At 72.2% G+C, this 15,480-nt stretch carries 15 protein-coding genes; 7 read left to right on the top strand and 8 right to left on the bottom strand.

What is annotated here, in order from left to right; translation table 11 throughout:
* Positions 1-9: 9 nt before the first annotated feature.
* Genes RFN52_RS01195 through RFN52_RS01185 form a run of 3 tightly spaced genes read left to right on the top strand, consistent with a single transcriptional unit; the run spans position 10 to position 4,639 of the window.
* Positions 10-1,161, top strand: coding sequence for a nitroreductase family protein (locus tag RFN52_RS01195; RefSeq protein WP_311240854.1), 1,152 nt, complete (start codon positions 10-12; stop codon positions 1,159-1,161).
* Entirely contained in the window at positions 1,158-2,897 is a 1,740-nt protein-coding gene (locus RFN52_RS01190) for an ABC transporter ATP-binding protein/permease (RefSeq protein WP_184854516.1), read from the top strand. Before RFN52_RS01195 ends, RFN52_RS01190 begins: the two co-directional genes overlap by 4 nt.
* Entirely contained in the window at positions 2,894-4,639 is a 1,746-nt protein-coding gene (locus RFN52_RS01185; protein ID WP_184854517.1) for an ABC transporter ATP-binding protein, read from the top strand. Before RFN52_RS01190 ends, RFN52_RS01185 begins: the two co-directional genes overlap by 4 nt.
* Positions 4,640-4,670: 31 nt before the next feature.
* Here the strand turns inward: RFN52_RS01185 and RFN52_RS01180 are convergent, their stop codons facing one another.
* Both RFN52_RS01180 and RFN52_RS01175 read right to left on the bottom strand, forming a co-directional pair.
* Positions 4,671-5,093 carry a Fur family transcriptional regulator gene (locus RFN52_RS01180; RefSeq protein ID WP_311240853.1) on the bottom strand — a complete coding sequence of 141 codons (423 nt, stop codon included), beginning with the start codon at positions 5,091-5,093 and terminating at the stop codon, positions 4,671-4,673.
* Between the two features lie 74 nt (positions 5,094-5,167).
* Complete coding sequence (locus tag RFN52_RS01175; RefSeq protein WP_184854724.1) at positions 5,168-6,337, bottom strand: GTP-binding protein; 1,170 nt, start codon at positions 6,335-6,337, stop codon at positions 5,168-5,170.
* 291 nt (positions 6,338-6,628) lie between these two features.
* On the opposite strand from RFN52_RS01175, the gene RFN52_RS01170 reads away from it, so the two are divergent.
* Positions 6,629-7,597: a hypothetical protein gene (locus RFN52_RS01170; RefSeq protein WP_184854519.1), complete on the top strand. Its 969-nt coding sequence runs from the start codon at positions 6,629-6,631 to the stop codon at positions 7,595-7,597.
* Between the two features lie 101 nt (positions 7,598-7,698).
* Here RFN52_RS01170 and RFN52_RS01165 read toward each other — a convergent pair whose 3' ends face one another.
* From RFN52_RS01165 to RFN52_RS01155, 3 genes are all read right to left on the bottom strand, one after another.
* Positions 7,699-8,355: a DUF1326 domain-containing protein gene (locus RFN52_RS01165; RefSeq protein WP_184854520.1), complete on the bottom strand. Its 657-nt coding sequence runs from the start codon at positions 8,353-8,355 to the stop codon at positions 7,699-7,701.
* Positions 8,356-8,467: 112 nt separating this feature from the next.
* Positions 8,468-9,304, bottom strand: a complete 837-nt coding sequence (locus RFN52_RS01160; protein ID WP_184854521.1) for a DUF2182 domain-containing protein — start codon at positions 9,302-9,304, stop codon at positions 8,468-8,470.
* Between the two features lie 94 nt (positions 9,305-9,398).
* The gene (locus RFN52_RS01155; RefSeq protein WP_184854522.1) at positions 9,399-10,295 is read right to left on the bottom strand and encodes a helix-turn-helix transcriptional regulator; all 897 of its coding nucleotides are present in this window, start codon (positions 10,293-10,295) and stop codon (positions 9,399-9,401) included.
* Here RFN52_RS01155 and RFN52_RS01150 point away from each other — a divergent pair.
* Both RFN52_RS01150 and RFN52_RS01145 read left to right on the top strand, forming a co-directional pair.
* Positions 10,278-10,691, top strand: coding sequence for a nuclear transport factor 2 family protein (locus RFN52_RS01150; RefSeq protein ID WP_311240852.1), 414 nt, complete (start codon positions 10,278-10,280; stop codon positions 10,689-10,691). The genes RFN52_RS01155 and RFN52_RS01150 overlap by 18 nt on opposite strands.
* Positions 10,692-10,739: 48 nt before the next feature.
* The gene (locus tag RFN52_RS01145; RefSeq protein ID WP_184854523.1) at positions 10,740-11,339 is read left to right on the top strand and encodes a hypothetical protein; all 600 of its coding nucleotides are present in this window, start codon (positions 10,740-10,742) and stop codon (positions 11,337-11,339) included.
* A gap of 368 nt (positions 11,340-11,707) precedes the next feature.
* On the opposite strand, the gene RFN52_RS01140 is transcribed toward RFN52_RS01145, so the two are convergent.
* The 3 genes from RFN52_RS01140 to RFN52_RS01130 are packed head-to-tail and all read right to left on the bottom strand — an operon-like array spanning position 11,708 to position 13,570.
* Complete coding sequence (locus tag RFN52_RS01140) at positions 11,708-12,172, bottom strand: peptidase inhibitor family I36 protein (protein WP_184854524.1); 465 nt, start codon at positions 12,170-12,172, stop codon at positions 11,708-11,710.
* 53 nt (positions 12,173-12,225) lie between these two features.
* The gene (locus RFN52_RS01135) at positions 12,226-13,158 is read right to left on the bottom strand and encodes a hypothetical protein (RefSeq protein ID WP_184854525.1); all 933 of its coding nucleotides are present in this window, start codon (positions 13,156-13,158) and stop codon (positions 12,226-12,228) included.
* Between the two features lies 1 nt (position 13,159).
* Positions 13,160-13,570, bottom strand: coding sequence for a hypothetical protein (locus tag RFN52_RS01130; protein WP_184854526.1), 411 nt, complete (start codon positions 13,568-13,570; stop codon positions 13,160-13,162).
* A gap of 744 nt (positions 13,571-14,314) precedes the next feature.
* Between RFN52_RS01130 and RFN52_RS01125 the strand changes: the two genes are divergently transcribed.
* Positions 14,315-15,358, top strand: a complete 1,044-nt coding sequence (locus tag RFN52_RS01125; RefSeq protein WP_184854527.1) for a ParB/RepB/Spo0J family partition protein — start codon at positions 14,315-14,317, stop codon at positions 15,356-15,358.
* Positions 15,359-15,480: the final 122 nt, after the last annotated feature.

The raw sequence follows: 15,480 nt of genomic DNA, 5'->3' as shown, positions 1-15,480 counted from the left end.
GCCGTCCCCGTGGAACACGCCCGCGAGGACCGCCCGCCGGACCTCGTCGCCGCCCTCGCCCGCGCCCGCACCCCGGAGCGCCCCGGCCCCGGCACACGCGCCGGGGGAGCCGTCCGCGCCTGGCCGGGCCCGCCGACCGCCTTCCCGGAGACCGGGCCGGAGGAACTCGACGTGCAGGACCTGCTGCGCCTCTCCCTGGCGGCCTCGGACGGCTCCGGCCGACTGCGGCCCGCTCCTTCCGCCGGCGCCCTGCACCCGGTGGACACCGAACTGACCGTCGGCGCCGGCTGCTCCCTGCCGCCCGGACGCTACGGCTACGACCCGCTGCGCCACCGCGTGCACCGCCTCGGCCGGCAACCCGACGGCACGCCGCCGGGCGTCACGGCCCGGCTCTCGGTCACTGCACGGCGCACGGTCTCCCACTACGGCCACCGGGCCCGGCCCCTGCTGCTCCTCGACACCGGGCACGCCGCCGCCGCGCTGTACCTGGCGGCCCGCGCGCTCGGAGTGAGCGAGCCCGACGTGCGGCTGGACGGACGCGCCGAGAGCCCACTGGCCGCCGTGCACATCCCGCCGCCCGGCCGGCGGGGCCCGGTGCACCCGGCCGGCAGCGCTCGCGTCCCGGAGCCGTCCGTGGGCCGGCCGGTGCCCGCCGAGCTGCTGGCGCGCCGCAGCGCCTCACCGCCGTTGCCCGGCGCTCCCTCCCTGGACGCACTGCTGGCGGTCCTCACCACCGCCGCGCGGGCAGGCGCCGGTGACCTGCGCTGGTGTGCCGCCGTAGGCCCGCCGCGGCCCGGGCTGGTGGAGCCGGCCGCCGATGGCGCGACCCTGCGGCGGTACGCGGCGGGAGAGGCGCGCCCGACGCTCGCCGCCTGGGCCGCGGGCCAGGCGTGGATCGCGGACGCGGGTGCCGTCCTGCTCGGCGTCGGCTGCCCCGCCGACGCCGACGCCCCGCACATCCGCCGCGCCCACCTGCGGGCCGGGTTCGCCGTCCACCTGGCCCATGTCACCGCCCGGCGCCACGGTCTTGCCGCCCGGCCCGTCGGGTCCTGGCAACAGGCGGACCTCGGCGCCGCGCTCGGCGCCGCCCCGGGCCGGGACTGGGTCGTCCACGCACTGGTCCTCGGCACCCGCCACGCCGACGAGGAGAACACCCCGTGATCGTCCACCCCGAGCTGCGCCGCGCCGCCCGTCCGGCACGGCGCCCCCTGCTCGCGGCCACCCTCCTGCAGGGCGCCGTCACCCTCACCCACCTGGCGCAGGCCGCCCTGCTGGCCCTCGCGCTCGCCGGCCTTGCCCGCGGGGACACCGGCCGGCTGCCGTGGCTGCTGGCCGCGGTGCCGGCCGTCGTCGGCGCCCGCGCCGGGCTCACGGTGTGGCAGCGGCGCACCGCGACCCGTGCCGGGGCCCGGGTCCGGGTGGCCCTGCGGGACGAACTCCTGGCCCACCTGGGCCGGTTGGGTCCCGCACACCTGACCACCGCGCGGGCCGGAGCCGTCCGCACCACCCTCGTCGACGGAGTGGAGGGCGTCGACGCCTACGTCTCCCGCTACCTGCCCCAGCTCCTGGTCACCCTCACGGTGCCGCCCCTGGTCCTCGCCGCCCTGGCCGCCACCGAACCCCGGGCCCTCCTCGGCCTCGTCCCCGCCCTGCTCCTCGCCCTGGCCGGACCACGCGCCTGGGACCGGCTCCTCGCCGCCCGCGGCAAAGAGCACTGGGACACGTACGAAGGGCTCGGCGCCGACTACCTGGAGGCCCTCCAGGGCATGCCCGCCCTGCGCGCCGCGGGCGCGGTCGGACGCACCCGCGCCCGCCTCGAGGAGCGGTCCGCGGCGCTGCACCGCGCAACCGTCGCCAAGCTGCGGGTCTCCCTGGTCGACACCGGCATCACCGACCTCGCCATCCAGGGCGGTACCGCCGCCGCGGCCCTCCTGGCGTGCTGGTCGGCCGTCACCGGATCCACCACCGCGACCGGCACGTATCTGGTGCTGCTGCTGGCCTCGGAGTGCTTCCGCCCCGTCCGCGACCTCGCCCGCGAATGGCACGCCGGATACCTCGGGGCGTCGGCCGCCGATGGCCTCGCGGCGCTGCGTACGGGCGAGCCGGCGGTCGAGGACACCGGAACGGCCTCCGCACACCGGCAGGCTGCGCCCGAACTGCGCTTTCATGACGTCCGGTTCACCTATGGCGGCGCACCGGCCCCGGCCCTGGACGGCGTCTCGTTCACCGCGCAGGCGGGCCGGACGACCGCGATCGTCGGCCCCTCCGGCGCCGGCAAATCGACGCTCCTCGCCCTGCTCCTGCGCCACCACGACCCGCAGGAAGGCCGGATCACCCTCGACGGACGCCCCACGACCGAGTACGCGCTCGACTCGCTGCGGCAGGGCATCGCCGTCGTCTCGCAGGAGACCTACCTCTTCCACGCCACCATCGCCGACAATCTGCGCCTGGCCCGGCCCGGCGCCACGGACGACGAACTGACCGGGGCGGCGCGCGCCGCCGGGATCCACGACGAGATCACCGCCCTTCCCGACGGCTACGCCACCCTCCTCGGTGAACGGGGAGCCACCCTCTCCGGCGGTCAGCGGCAGCGCCTCGCGCTCGCGCGGGCCCTGCTGGCCGACGCCCCGGTGCTCGTCCTCGACGAGGCCACCAGCTCCGTCGACGAGCGCCGCGAGGCGGACATCGTCCGGGAGTTGCCGACCGCCGCGAGCGGCCGGACGGTCCTGGTGGTCGCCCACCGGCTCGCGGCCGTCCGGCACGCCGACCACATCGTCGTCCTCGACTCGGGACGGGTGGACGCCGTCGGCGAACACGCCGGTCTCGTCGAGGCCGGCGGCGTCTACACCCGGCTCGTCGAGGCCGGCCGTGCCCACCGAGGAGAACTCGCCGCATGAGCACCGTCGCCGCCAACCACGCGGACGTACCCGCCCGAGGCGCGCTGCGCGCCCTGCTCCCCGCCCTGGCGGAGCACCGGGCCATGACAGCCCGCACCTGCGCAGCCGCCCTCCTCGAACAGGGCTCCCTCGTCGCGCTGCTGACCCTGGCCGCCCACACCGTGGGAACCGCCGTCATCGACGGGCGGGCGCCCTCGGCCGGCACCGTCACCGCGCTGTTCGCCCTCGTCGCCGTGCGCGCCCTGATGACCTGGCGGGAGATGGACCTCTCGCACGACCTCGCCTACCGGGTGCTGGCGGCACTGCGGGTACGCGTCTTCGACGGACTGGCCCGCAGCGCGCCCGCCCGCGTGGCGGGACGGCGCAGCGGCGACCTCGCCGCTACCGCCATGGCCGACGTGGAAGCCCTGGAGTTCTTCTACGCCCACACCACCGCCCAACTGCTCGCGGCCGGGACGGTCTTCACGGGCGGCTCCGTCGCTCTCGCCACGGTGGAGCCCTGGCTGCCGGCGGCCGTGCTGCCGGTCGCGGCCCTGCTCGCGGCGGCGCCCTTCGCCGACGCACGTGCACGCGCGGTGCGCGGCGGCCGCACCCGGACGGCCGTGGCGCACCTGTCGGCCGACACGGTGGAGACCGTCGACGGGCTGCGTGAACTGCTCGCCTTCGGCGCCCTGGCGCAACGCCGCCGCAAGCTGGCGGAACGGGGCCGGCAGGTGGGTGCCGCCCAGCGCGCCGAGGCCACCTGGGAGGCCGTCGCCGCCGCAGTCCGCGACCTTCTCATCGTGACCGCGGTACTCGGCGTGGTCGCCGCGGCGGCGCACTCCGTGACCTCCGGACGACTGCACGGCGCTTGGGCTCCGGCGGCGATGGCGCTGGCCCTGTCCGTCCTCGGTCCGGTCGCGGAATCGGCCCGCGCCCTGAGCCAGGCCGTGGCACTGCGCGCCGCCGCCTCCCGCGTCGACGCGGCCGTCACGGCGCCCGCACTGGCCCCGCCGCCCACCGCGCCCCGCTCCCTGCCGCCCGGGCCGCTGGGCGTCCGGCTGCACGGGGTGAGCTTCGACTACGGCGGCACACCCGTGCTGGACGGCGTCGAGCTGACCGTCCCGCCCGGGCAGACACTCGCCCTGGTCGGCGCCTCCGGTGCCGGCAAGTCGACCTGCGCCCATCTGCTGGCCCGCTTCTGGGACCCGGCAGCCGGCGCGGTCCAGCTGCTGCCCGGCGACGGCGACCCCGTGGACATCCGGGAGGTCGGCGATGCGGAACTGCGGCGTGCGGTGACACTGGTGGGCCAGGACACGCCCCTCTTCCACGGCACACTCGCCGAGAATCTGCGGCTCGCCGCTCCCGAGGCGGACGACGGGGCGCTGTCCGAGGCGGCACGGCGGTGCGGCGTCGACCGGATCGCCCCGATGGACACCCTCGTCGGCGAGCGCGGCGCCACGCTCTCCGGCGGCCAGCGGGCCCGTATCGCTCTCGCCCGCGCGCTGCTGGTCCGGCCGCGCGTCCTCGTACTCGACGAGTCCACCGCTCACCTGGACAACGCGGGGGACGCCCAACTCGCCACCGCGCTGGAGGAGGAGGGCCGTACGACGATCGTCATCGCGCACCGTCCGGCCACCATCCGCCGCGCCGGGCGCATCGCCGTCCTGGAGGAGGGCCGCATCGTGGAGGAGGGCACCTGGGAGGAGCTCACCGGCCGCCCGGGCAGCGCGCTCAACCGCGTTCTGACCACCACGTCTTGAGCACGGGCGCGGCCGTGATCTCCTGGGCCCGCTACGTGTCGGGAGCCGTTCGGCGGTCCGGCCCGGACAGACAGCCGTCGCACACGCCGGTGAGCTCGACCGTGTGGAAGCCGATGTCACGCGCGGTCCTGGTCACCCACCGCTCGACCTCCTCGGCGTCGACGGCGAGGCTGAGCCCGCACTCCCGGCAGACCAGGTAGTGGCGGTGCCCCTCGTCGGGTCTGGGCCGGTAGAGCCGCTCACCGTCGCTGTCGCGCACCACGTCGACGTGCCCGGCCGTCTCCAGTAAGCGCAGCGTGCGGTAGACGGTGGTCAGCCCCACCGCCACGCCCTCCGCGAGGAGAGCGGCGTGCAGGGTCTGCGCCGAGATGAAACCGTCGCAGGCCCGAAGTGCCGTGAGGACCGCGGTGCGTTGCGGGGTGGTACGCCATGCGCCGGGGGTCGTTCCGTACACGCGTGTGCCTCCCATCGCCTCCGGAAAAGGCCGTCCGGGCGTCGACACGGTGCCCGGACGCGCCCGTGCTCCGGCTAGACGGCCGCCGCCGCCCGCGCGTGCTCGTGCTCCAGATCGCAGACGTCCCCGGTGTCCCACGGAGGGAAGGGATCGTCGGCGGGGAGCTGCTCGCCGACGGCCAGCAGGCATCCGGCCAGGGCGGCACGCAGACCCGGCTCCCGCAGACCGACACCGATGAACACCAGCTCCTGGGCGTGGGGCGCGTCGGTGTCCCGGACCCCGGACGGCTCGAAGCGGGCGACGGATCCGGCCTGTGACCACAGGCCCGTCACGCCCTCACGCCCGGCCAGGGTGAAGAAGCCCTTGGAGCGCAGCACTTGGCCGTGTGCTCCACCGTCCAGTTCTCCGGTGACGAAGTCCCACAGCCGCCCGGGGTGGAACGGCACGGTGGACCGGAAGACCAGGGAGGAGATGCCGTACTCCTCGGTCTCGGGAACGTGGTCGCCGTTGAGCTCCCGCACCCAGCCCGGCGCCTGCTGTGCGCGCTCCAGGTCGAACCGCCCGGTCTCCAGGACGTCGCGCACGCCGATCCGGCCGTGCACGGCGGGGATCAGACGGGCCGTCGGATTCAGCCGTGCCAGCACCCCGCGCACCCGGTCCGCGTCGGCCTCACCGACCAGATCCAGCTTGTTGAGGACGATCACGTCGGCGAACTCGACCTGGTCGATCAGCAGGTCGCTCACGGTGCGCTCGTCGTCCTCGTAGGGAGCCAGGCCCCGTTCGGCCAGGTCGTCACCGGTGCCCAGCTCGGCGAGGAAGTTGGCGGCGTCGACGACGGTGACCATGGTGTCCAGCCGGGCGACGTCCTGAAGGGTGGCGCCGTCGTCCCGGGCGAAGGCGAAGGTGGCGGCGACCGGCATCGGCTCGGAGATGCCGCTGGACTCGATGAGGAGGTAGTCGAAGCGGCCGTCCTCGGCGAGCCGTTCGACCTCCTCCAGCAGGTCGTCGCGCAAGGTGCAGCAGATGCAGCCGTTGGTCATCTCCACCAGCCGCTCCTCCGTGCGGGACAGGGCTGCTTCGCCCCCGCGCACGAGGGCGGCGTCGATGTTGATCTCGCTCATGTCGTTGACGATCACCGCCACCCGCAGGCCCTCGCGGTTGGTGAGGACGTGGTTGAGGAGGGTCGTCTTCCCGGCGCCGAGAAACCCCGACAGCACGGTGACGGGGAGGCGTTGCGAGGGCATGGGCGTCAGCGGCTCGGGCTCGGCCACGGGGGAGTCCTCTCGGTCAGGAGGGTCGTACGGCGTGGATGCACCTCAGCATACGACAACGATTTTCATGTGCGGTACGCGCCGGGATATCGGCCGCAGACTCGTCGGATGTACGGCACAACCCTGTAGGCGAGTTGCGAGTCTTCTGATCGATCACGTTGTGATCGGAGCCACGAGGAGACCATCATCAACCCCATACGCAAGACCCTGATCGCCACCGCCGTCGTCGGTGCCGTCCTCGCGGGCGCGGCCGCCTGCGGAACGGTGGAGCAGCTCTCCGCCGGCCAGAAGCTCGACCGGGCCTTCGAGGAGCTCGGCAAGAAGAAGACACTCTCCTTCGAGCTCGACCTGGACACGGACGTCGCGTCACTGGAGGCGCTGGACGCCAAGTCCGACCCCGCGCCCGGTGAGGAGATCCCGGAACAGGCCGCCGAGTTGCTCAGCGGTGCGAAGATCACTGTGACCGTGCAGTCGAAGCGGCCGCTCGACGAGTCCGGTGAGAAGGACCTCCTCGGCACGGCCCTGAAGGTCAGCACGCCGGACGGCGACCTCGCCGAGTACCGGGTGATCGGCGACTTCATCTACGTCCGTGCCGACATGGCCGCGATGGGCAAGATGGCGGGCAGCCCCGTCCCGGACGCTGACGATCTGCCCCCGGAGGCCGGGGCGATGAAGGACGTCATCGAGGGCAAGTGGGTGAAGATCGACACGAAGGAGATGGAGAAGGTCACCGGCGAGAGCCGGAAGGCCGAGGGCGGCCCCGCGCCCGCGCCGTCCCTCGACGCCAAGACGCAGAAGAAGCTCATGAAGGCCCTCCGGGAGGTCATCGCCCGTGAGGTGAAGTTCAAGACGGCCGACGGAAAGAACGGCACCGAGCACGTCAAGGCGACGGCCCCCTTCCGCACGCTGGTCACCGAGCTGTTCGGCGAGATCCGCCCGCTGGTGAAGGACCTGCCGCCGGGCGTGGAGCTGCCGACGGACAAGGACCTGAAGGAAGCTCCTGACGCCAAGGTGACGGCGGACTTCACGCTGAAGAACGGCGCGCTGTCCCAGGTGGACGTGGACCTCGCCAAGCTGGCCGGGACCGCCGAGGTCAAGAAGCTGGGCCTGACACTGCGGATGCGCGAGGGCGCCAAGCCCACCGTTCCGGCCGGTGCCACGAAGCTCGACCTGAACAAGCTCATGAGCGGCTTCTTCGGCAGCCCGGCGATGGGCGACGCCGAACTGTCGTAACCGGGGACGGCGTGGGGGCCGGTCATGGTGTTCGGACGTGCGGCCCCCCGCGTCGGTGAGGGGCCTGGAACCTCCACCGTCCGGTGCCGGCCGGCCTCCGCTCAGTCGGGTCCCGTCCAGTCGAAGGGGAAGTACTTGCTCGACTTTCCCGAGCGTTCCCAGGAGAAGCCGAACGCGTCGGCCCGGTCGGCGGTGGCCCGCCCCCAGGTGGCGACCTGCCCCGGCCCGACCTCGGCGCCCGGCGCGTTGTGCACCTGGACGCGGCCGCCTTCCGGCGTCGTCGGGCCGGTGAGCGCCTCGGCGGCGGCCGTGACCCGGCCGGGGATCTCGGCTCTCCAGGTGGCCAGGTCCTCGTCGATCTCCACGCGGATCGGCGCGAAGTCCATGCCACGCATCTCGGGCCGGAGCATCTGGCCGAACTGGGCCGGCCAGCCTCCTGCCTCGCCGCCGAAGACGGTCCCGAGCGCGGCGCGCTGCCCGTCGTCGGCGCGTTCGTCGAGGAAGACCGCCGCATACGCGTCGGTGTGCTCGCCGGCCCACACGTTGCCCACGAAAGCGCCCAGCATCAGGACGTTGAGATCGTCGAGGCGTACGTCGCCGTAGTTGCCCTCACGGATGTGCCAGACCAGCACGCCTTCGCAGTCACCGTAGGTCGGGGGCTGCGCGAACGTGCAGGGGCAGGGTATGGCGCATTTGCACACGTCGAACCAGTCGCCGGCCAGATGCCAGCGGGTCCCGGTGCCGTCCTGTTCCGTCATCTCGCTCCCCTCCCGTCGAGCCCGAGGGAGCTCTTCCGGAATGGCGAGACCGCAGGTCGCGAGCCCGCACGCGGATCGCGAGGCGGCCTCTCTTCCAGCTTGCTCCGGACACTCACATGTCGTCCATCGGAGGCGCCGATTCCTGCAGCCCCGGCAGCAGCCAGTCCTGGAACGGCGCCAGCACCGCGAGGACGAGGAAGACCACACCCACCACTCCCGCGAGCAGCGGCCCCCGGGACCACAGCTTCTCCACGAAGATCACGATCGCCAGTCCGGCCATCGCCGCCACGTTCATCACCCCGAGCGGTATGAGGACGACCATCAGTCCCGCGCAACAGCCGACGCAGTAAGCGCCGTGGTGCAGGCCCACCCGTAGATCGCGGACCGGCTGCCGGAACCCGGAGTAGCGCACCAGCTGGCCCATGGGGTCCCGGCAGTGCCGCAGACAGACGTTCTTGAGGGGGCCCAGCTGATAGAGGCCCGCCACCAGGAAAGCGACCGACCCGATCCAGCGTCCCGCTGCCGGGTGATCGCTCACCACGTCACCGGTGAGGTTCAGCGCCGCGTAGGCGAGCAGTCCGAAGGCCGTCCACACCAGCAGGTACCCGCCCAGGAACTCCACGGTGCGCCCCGCCCGGCTCCAACCGGACGTCCGACGCCCGATCCCCCGCACCCAGGTGAGGGCGACCGGTGCCATGGAAGGCAGCATCATGGCCGCCGTCATCGTGACCCAGAGCAGCAGGAACAGCGGCAGCGCCAACCCCATCGTGCCGGGTTCGACCCCCATGTCCCGGGCCTGCGCGACGGTCAGTACCCAGGCGGGCACGGCGATCATGACGACCAGGGACCAGGCGACCGCGAGCTCCCGCGCCGGCAGCAACCCCCCGCCCGCTCCGGTGGGCGCGGGAGACCGGGCGGAGACGAGGACGGAACTCCCAAGATGCCGCATCGGTGCACTCCCTGCGTACTACCCCAGGACAGCACGCGCCCGCTGGCACCGCGACTCCGTCGTTTCCCGCGATGGCGCTGCGGACGAAGGCGGCTCACCCGGGAGCGTGTCCGCGTACCGTGCCGCGGAAGGCGATCGGGCTCTGTCCCGTGTGCTGGTGGAAGAACTTGCTGAAGTGAGTGGCGCTGGAGAACCCGAGGCGGTCGGCGATGCGGGCTGCCGTCTGATCGCTGTGGGCCAGGAGGCGCTTGGCTTCGAGGACGACGCGGCGGTCGATGACCTCCTTGGCGCCGAGGCCGACGGAGGCAAGGGTGGCGCGGGAGAGGGTGCGCGACGAGTAGCCCAGCGCTTCCGCGTAGTCCTCGACCCGGCGGGTGCGGGCGAAGTTCTTCTCCACCGCGTCACGGAAGCGCAGGTAGGTGGCGTCGGGCTCGGCGCTGGGGCGCCCGGCGGGGGAGGTGAGGTGCGCCAGCCGCAGGACGAGGACGGCGAGCAGATGGCGCAGGGCTGCGGTGTGGATTTCCAGGGGCAGATGTCCGAGCGCGTGGAACTCGGAGGCGAGGTGGCCGGCGGCCAGCCGCAGGGCCTCGGCCTCGTCGGCCAGGGGCCGGCGCAGGACCGGAGCGTGCGGGTCGTCCAGACGGGCCCAGGCAGCGGTGGCCGGGTCGAGGAAGTCCTGGCGGAACAGGATCAGGGTGCCCTCGGCGCGGGTCAGGTCGTCCCACTGGTGCACCTGGCCGGGACGGATCCAGAGCCAGGAGCCGGGTTCGAGGGTGTGGGCGGTGAAGTCGACCGGGTGCCGCAGCATTCCGGCGCCGAGGGTGATCAGGTGATGGAAGTCCGGGCGCTGGGGGACAGCGAGCCGCTCGCGGGGCACGCGGCGGCGCAGGTCGGCCAGGGACAGCACCTCGACGCCGGCCGGGGCGCCGGCGGGTGCTGCGAACGAGATCTCCGGGATCCCGCGATCACCATCGTGTCGGTTTTTGACCATCGCCAGTCGCGAGCGTATCCGATTCAAGAGAAGAACAAGGCCGCCGCCAAGGCGTTCTACGACGTGATGTTCAACCAGTGCCGTCCCGCCGAGGCCATCGACAGATACGTCGGTGACACCTACATCCAGCACAATCCCCACGTCGGCGACGGCAAGCAGGCGTTCATCGACTACTTCGAGCGGATGGCCGCCGAACACCCGGGCAAGCGGGTGGAGGTCAAGCGCGCCTTCGCGGAAGGCGACCACGTGATCCTGCACTGCCACCAGACCTGGCCCGCCGAGGAGTACGCCGGCATCGACATCTTCCGTTTCGACGCGGACGGCAAGATCGTCGAGCACTGGGACGTCCTCCAGCTCGTCCCGCCCACGTCCGAGAACGACAACACCATGTTCTGACCGCCCTCGCTGTCTGCCGCATGCTGACGCCAGTCCTAGGCTGGCGTGATGGGTGTTGCGACAGAGGTGCTGATCGTGGACTGGCCGCGTGTGGAGGCGACCGCACCGGCCGCCCGGGAGGAACTGCTCATCGACGCCGCCTTCGGCGAGGTGTACAGCGACGACCTCTCCGAGCACGGCTGGTCGTGGCCTTCGCAGCCGGGCGAGGACTGGTACGGCAGGTATGCCTTCCGGAACTCGCTCGGCTCCTACAAGCCGCACTTCTGGGCCGGCCACCGCTGGGACCACGTACGGGACTTCGTCGAGCCGACGGTGCGCGAGGCGCTGGACCGCTTCAACGACGCCCTGTTCTGGCACGGTCTGGAGGACACCACCAAAGCCGGTTCGGGACTCCCGGAGCTGCCGTGTCCCTGGGACGCGGACCTGTTGCTGTGGTGCCCTCCCGACCACGTGCCGGTGATCGCCGGATGGTGGCGGCAGGCGGCGCCCCGCCTGGAGAGTGTGCGCGAGCCGTTCACCCGGCACGCTGCGGAACCCAGCGGATGGATCCGGGACTTCGCATCGTTCGCCGACCTCCTCACCGACTGGGGAGAGGTGGTCGTACAGGCGGAGCGCCGAGGCTGGGGTGTCGTGGCCCTGCGCTGCTGACCGCCACCGCGGTTGCCGTTCACCTGCGAGGTGAACCCGACCGTCGACACCCCGTCCGGCGTCGTCCCCCTCGGCGCCACCAAGGCCGCATCCGGACTCACGTGAACCGCCCGGGCCGGACGCCGGAGCCGTCGACGTCACCCGCGCTGGCAAGTGATCGGCGCGGGCGCCACCTCAGCGTGAGCGGGCCGGTCAGCAGAGAGGCACCGCGGGCCGCCCAGGGAAGACCGTCGGCGGGGGCGGTGCCGGGATCGCTCGGTGAGCGACGAGCCCGTTCCTCGCCGGCGACCGGCCCTCCTCGGTCAGGAGTTGCTGCGCGCGCCGCCCGGCGCGCATCGCCGTACGCGCCCCGGGCAGCCGCAGCCGCGTCAGGAGATGTAGACGGGATTCTCGCTGCACGAGTTCGTCCAGTGGTGGCTGGAGATGTTGTTGTTCATGACCTCACCGCCACCGGCACCGTTGCTCGGGAACCGGAAGTACTGGAGGTTGTACCAGGAGCCGTTGTTGATGCAGGCCCGGGCTCCCCGGTAGCCGGTGTCCCAGTAGACGAGGACATCCTCGTAGGCGCCCGTGTAGCCGCTGTTCTCCACGCTCGTGGCCCTGTTGCGCAGGTTCCCCGCGGGGGCGCAGGACGACCAGTCCGTGTCGTCGCCGTACCAGGCGCAGTGGGCGCCGTCGCTGTTCTCGCCGTCCCAGGCGTGGAAGCTGCCGTCCGGCGGCCAGACCGAGGCCCTCGCCTCGGCCGCGCCGGCGCTGGTCGCGGGAGTGAGGAACGTCAGCGCGGTGATCGCCACGGCTGACGCCCACGCGGCGTACTTCTTTCTGATCAGCATGGTTCTCCTCAGGGTCGGGTGTGCTGTCGGATGGTGCGCGGGTGGTCGTCGGGTCAGCGCGAGGCGGAGAGGCCGGGGACACGCAGCAGCGCCGCGTGTTCGAGCCGGAGCCTCTCGTTCACCTGCTCGCGGTACTCCGCGCGCAGGCGTTCGCCGTGCCGGCGGTGCAGTCGCTCGGCCACTTCGGACAGGCCGCTGCCGCGGGCGCACTCCGCCTCCGCCACAGCAGTGCTCACCTCCGCCGAGCGGGCCCTGCCCGTCGCCGCGGCCGTCTTGCCGGCCGTGGGAGCGGTGAAGGCGTGCCTGGCCTGGCCGGGGTCGTCGTAGGCATGGCCCTTGCCCCGCATGCACGAGGACCAGTCCTTCACCGCCTTCCGGAAGGCGGGCTCCGCGCCCACGCGTGCCATGCGCAGGCCGGTCAGGTTGTCGGTGAACGTCTTGGTCCGGAACCAGCGGGCGAAGTCGCCGTAGAGCCGGGTCTGCGCCTGCGCCGTGCAGCCGTCGCCGCTGCGCCGTGCCACTCCGCCGCCGGGCAGGGTGACCGACGGGCCGCCCCTGCGGTCCCTCCCGTGGAGCGCCGCCTTGGCCGCGGCCCTCCGCTCGGCGGGCAGGCCCTCGAAGTACCGCCGGTTGGGATCCTCCGTCCGCAGCTTCTCGGCGCGCTCCTGGAGGTCGCTGCCGTAGCCGTGCTCGCGGGCCCACTTCACGTCGTCGACGGCATAGGGAAACTCGCGCTGCTCCGGCACCGGCTTGAGAGGCACCTTCCACAGCCGGAACCCTTGCTGCCGCATGCACTGCCGCAGCAGCGTCTGCTCCGTGTCGTGCAGCAGCTCCCGTTCCTCGGCGCCGAGCGGTTGCGGGGCGGCCGGCTTCGAACCGGTCGCGCGCGGCTTGTCGTCCGCGCAGGCGGTGGCGGTCAGCAGACACGCCACCGCGGCGGCGGCCACGGCCATGCGGCGTGCGCGTCGGACTTCTCCTCCGGCCATGTCAGCACTGCCGGATGATCTGCTGCCAGCTGCCCGGGCCGCCGGTCGACAGATACCAGTCGTTGACGTACCCGAACGCGATGCCGTTGTCGATGCGCATCCAGTAGCGGTAGCCGGAGTTGTCGGCCGCGCCGTCCCCGGTGGTCCAGCAGGCCAGTCCGACCCGGTCACCGTTGTTCAGACGGGGCCAGCCCCACTGGTTGGGGTAGCCGTATCCGGGCCCCTGGCGCACCTGGAGGTAGGAGCCGGGATCGATGCCGGTGACCGTCGTGCAGTTGATGACGTGTCCGCTGACGTTGCACGGGAACACGGACGCCTGCGCCGATCCCGTGGAAAGAAGTCCCGCGCCCAGGACGGCCGCGGCCACCCACGCCGCCCGTGCCCTCCAGCGCCGACTCACAGAACTCACCATCGCTGTTCCCCTTCAGCCCGGTAGCCGACTCAGCCGCCCCAGAGGACCACGGCGGCGCGACGGCCCGCTCCTGACATCTGTCAGGGGCGCTCTCTGCCTGTACGACCGTGGGGGGAGCCCGTCATCACGGGAAGGGCGCCGACGCGCACGAGCCCGTTGTGCCCGCGCTCACATCGGCGCAAGCCGCTCCAACCGGTGGTACTCAACGGGCACGAGACCGCTGTTGAGTTCAACCCCGGCGCATACGTCATTCCTTGCACTCCCGACCCGGTAGCCGAATCGGGCTCGGCACGCACAGAACACAGCAGTCCCGTCGCGGGCGGCATACCCGGGCCGTACGTCTTTGCTCTTCACGCCGGCCAAGGGAACGGGCGGTGTGATCTCGGCGGACCATACGGATCAAGCGTCCAGCAGCGGGGATATTCCGAGACCGTCTTCGAGGAGCCGATCATTCCGTCCGCGGGAGGGCTTTGCGCGCCAATGGTTGTTCAATCAACGATCGGAAAATGATCGACCTGCCCGACGGGCCGCATGCAGAGGCCTTGCGTCAACTCCATCCTCCTGACAGGGTTCGGGAGTCGGTTCTCGGCATTGCGTCCCGGGGGAGACTCGATGTTGTACATCTTTCCGATGGCTCATGAAAGCTCTTTCTGTCCACGGCCCGTGGCCGGCCGCGCTGTCTGACGTCATCCGCAATCAGGATGAGTCGCACACAGCCGGAAGGTCCGTTGGGGAGGAAGAGCGATGGACCATATCTCTGCACCCGTACAGAAGCCGGTACAGCAGCACTTTCGTCACCCGGATCCGCACCTCGGCGGACTCTTATCGGAGATCACCCAGGTACCGATCTGCCGTATCACCGTCGTGGGCTCACTCCGCACCGTCGGGGAGGATCCACGGCACATCAATGCGCTCGCCGAGGTGTGCTCCGAGCTGCCGCCGATTGTGATTCACCGCAAGACGATGACCGTCATCGACGGTGTGCACCGGCTCAGGGCGGTGGAGAACAGCGGTGCCACACACATCAGCGCCGTGCTCTTCAACGGCGACGAGCGAGAAGCCTTCGTGCTGGCGGTCAAGCTGAACAGCAATCACGGACTGCCCCTTTCCCTGGCGGACCGCAAGGCCGCCGCCCGCCACATGCTCGCCGATTTCCCGGAGTGGTCCAACCGGCGGCTGGCGGGGGTCGTCGGCCTGTCGGACAAGACGATCGCAGCGCTCCGGCGGCGGTCGGGTGCGGAACTTCCGCACCCGACCGCCGTACGACTCGGGCGCGACGGGGTGGCCTACCCGCTCGCGGCGGGCGAAGGCCGCAGCCGCGCCCTGATGTACCTCGCCGCGCATCCCGACGCGTCCGCGCAGGAGGTGGCGCGCGCCGCGCACATCTCGCTCACCACGGCGAAGGACGCACGAAAGCGGGCGCGCGCGGTTCAGGAAGGGCCGCAGGCGGCGGCGGAGCCGAACGACGGGCCGGTCCCGGAGGGTGCGGCCGGCCGCCCCGCGATCGTGAAACGTCCCCGGGCACACCCGGTGTGCGCGGATCCCTCGCTGGCGGTCCGGCGGCTGCGGGCCGATCCCTCACTCCGCTTCACCGAGGTGGGCCGGAAGCTGCTGCGGACGTTGGACCCGTCGGCCCCGCAGCCGCATGACTGGGCGGCGATGGCGAACAGCCTCCCGATCCACTGCGCGCCCCTGATCGCCGAGCTGGCACGGCACCACGCCGAGAGCTGGCGGCTCCTTGCGGAATCGTTGACGGAACGGATGAATTCCCGGGACGCTGACGCGTAGGTGCGGACGATTCAGAAGGCGTCGATTCCGACGCCTTCTTTTCGATGCCTCCAGTTGATTCCGTCGACCTCGTCTCCTTGTTTTCTCGTGCACTTTCCCTTTTCCGGAACCTGATCAACCGG

This window comes from Streptomyces collinus (assembly GCF_031348265.1).
GTDB lineage: Bacteria > Actinomycetota > Actinomycetes > Streptomycetales > Streptomycetaceae > Streptomyces > Streptomyces collinus.
Note: the sequence above shows the minus strand (reverse complement) of the source record. Positions and strands in the feature narration are given on the sequence as shown.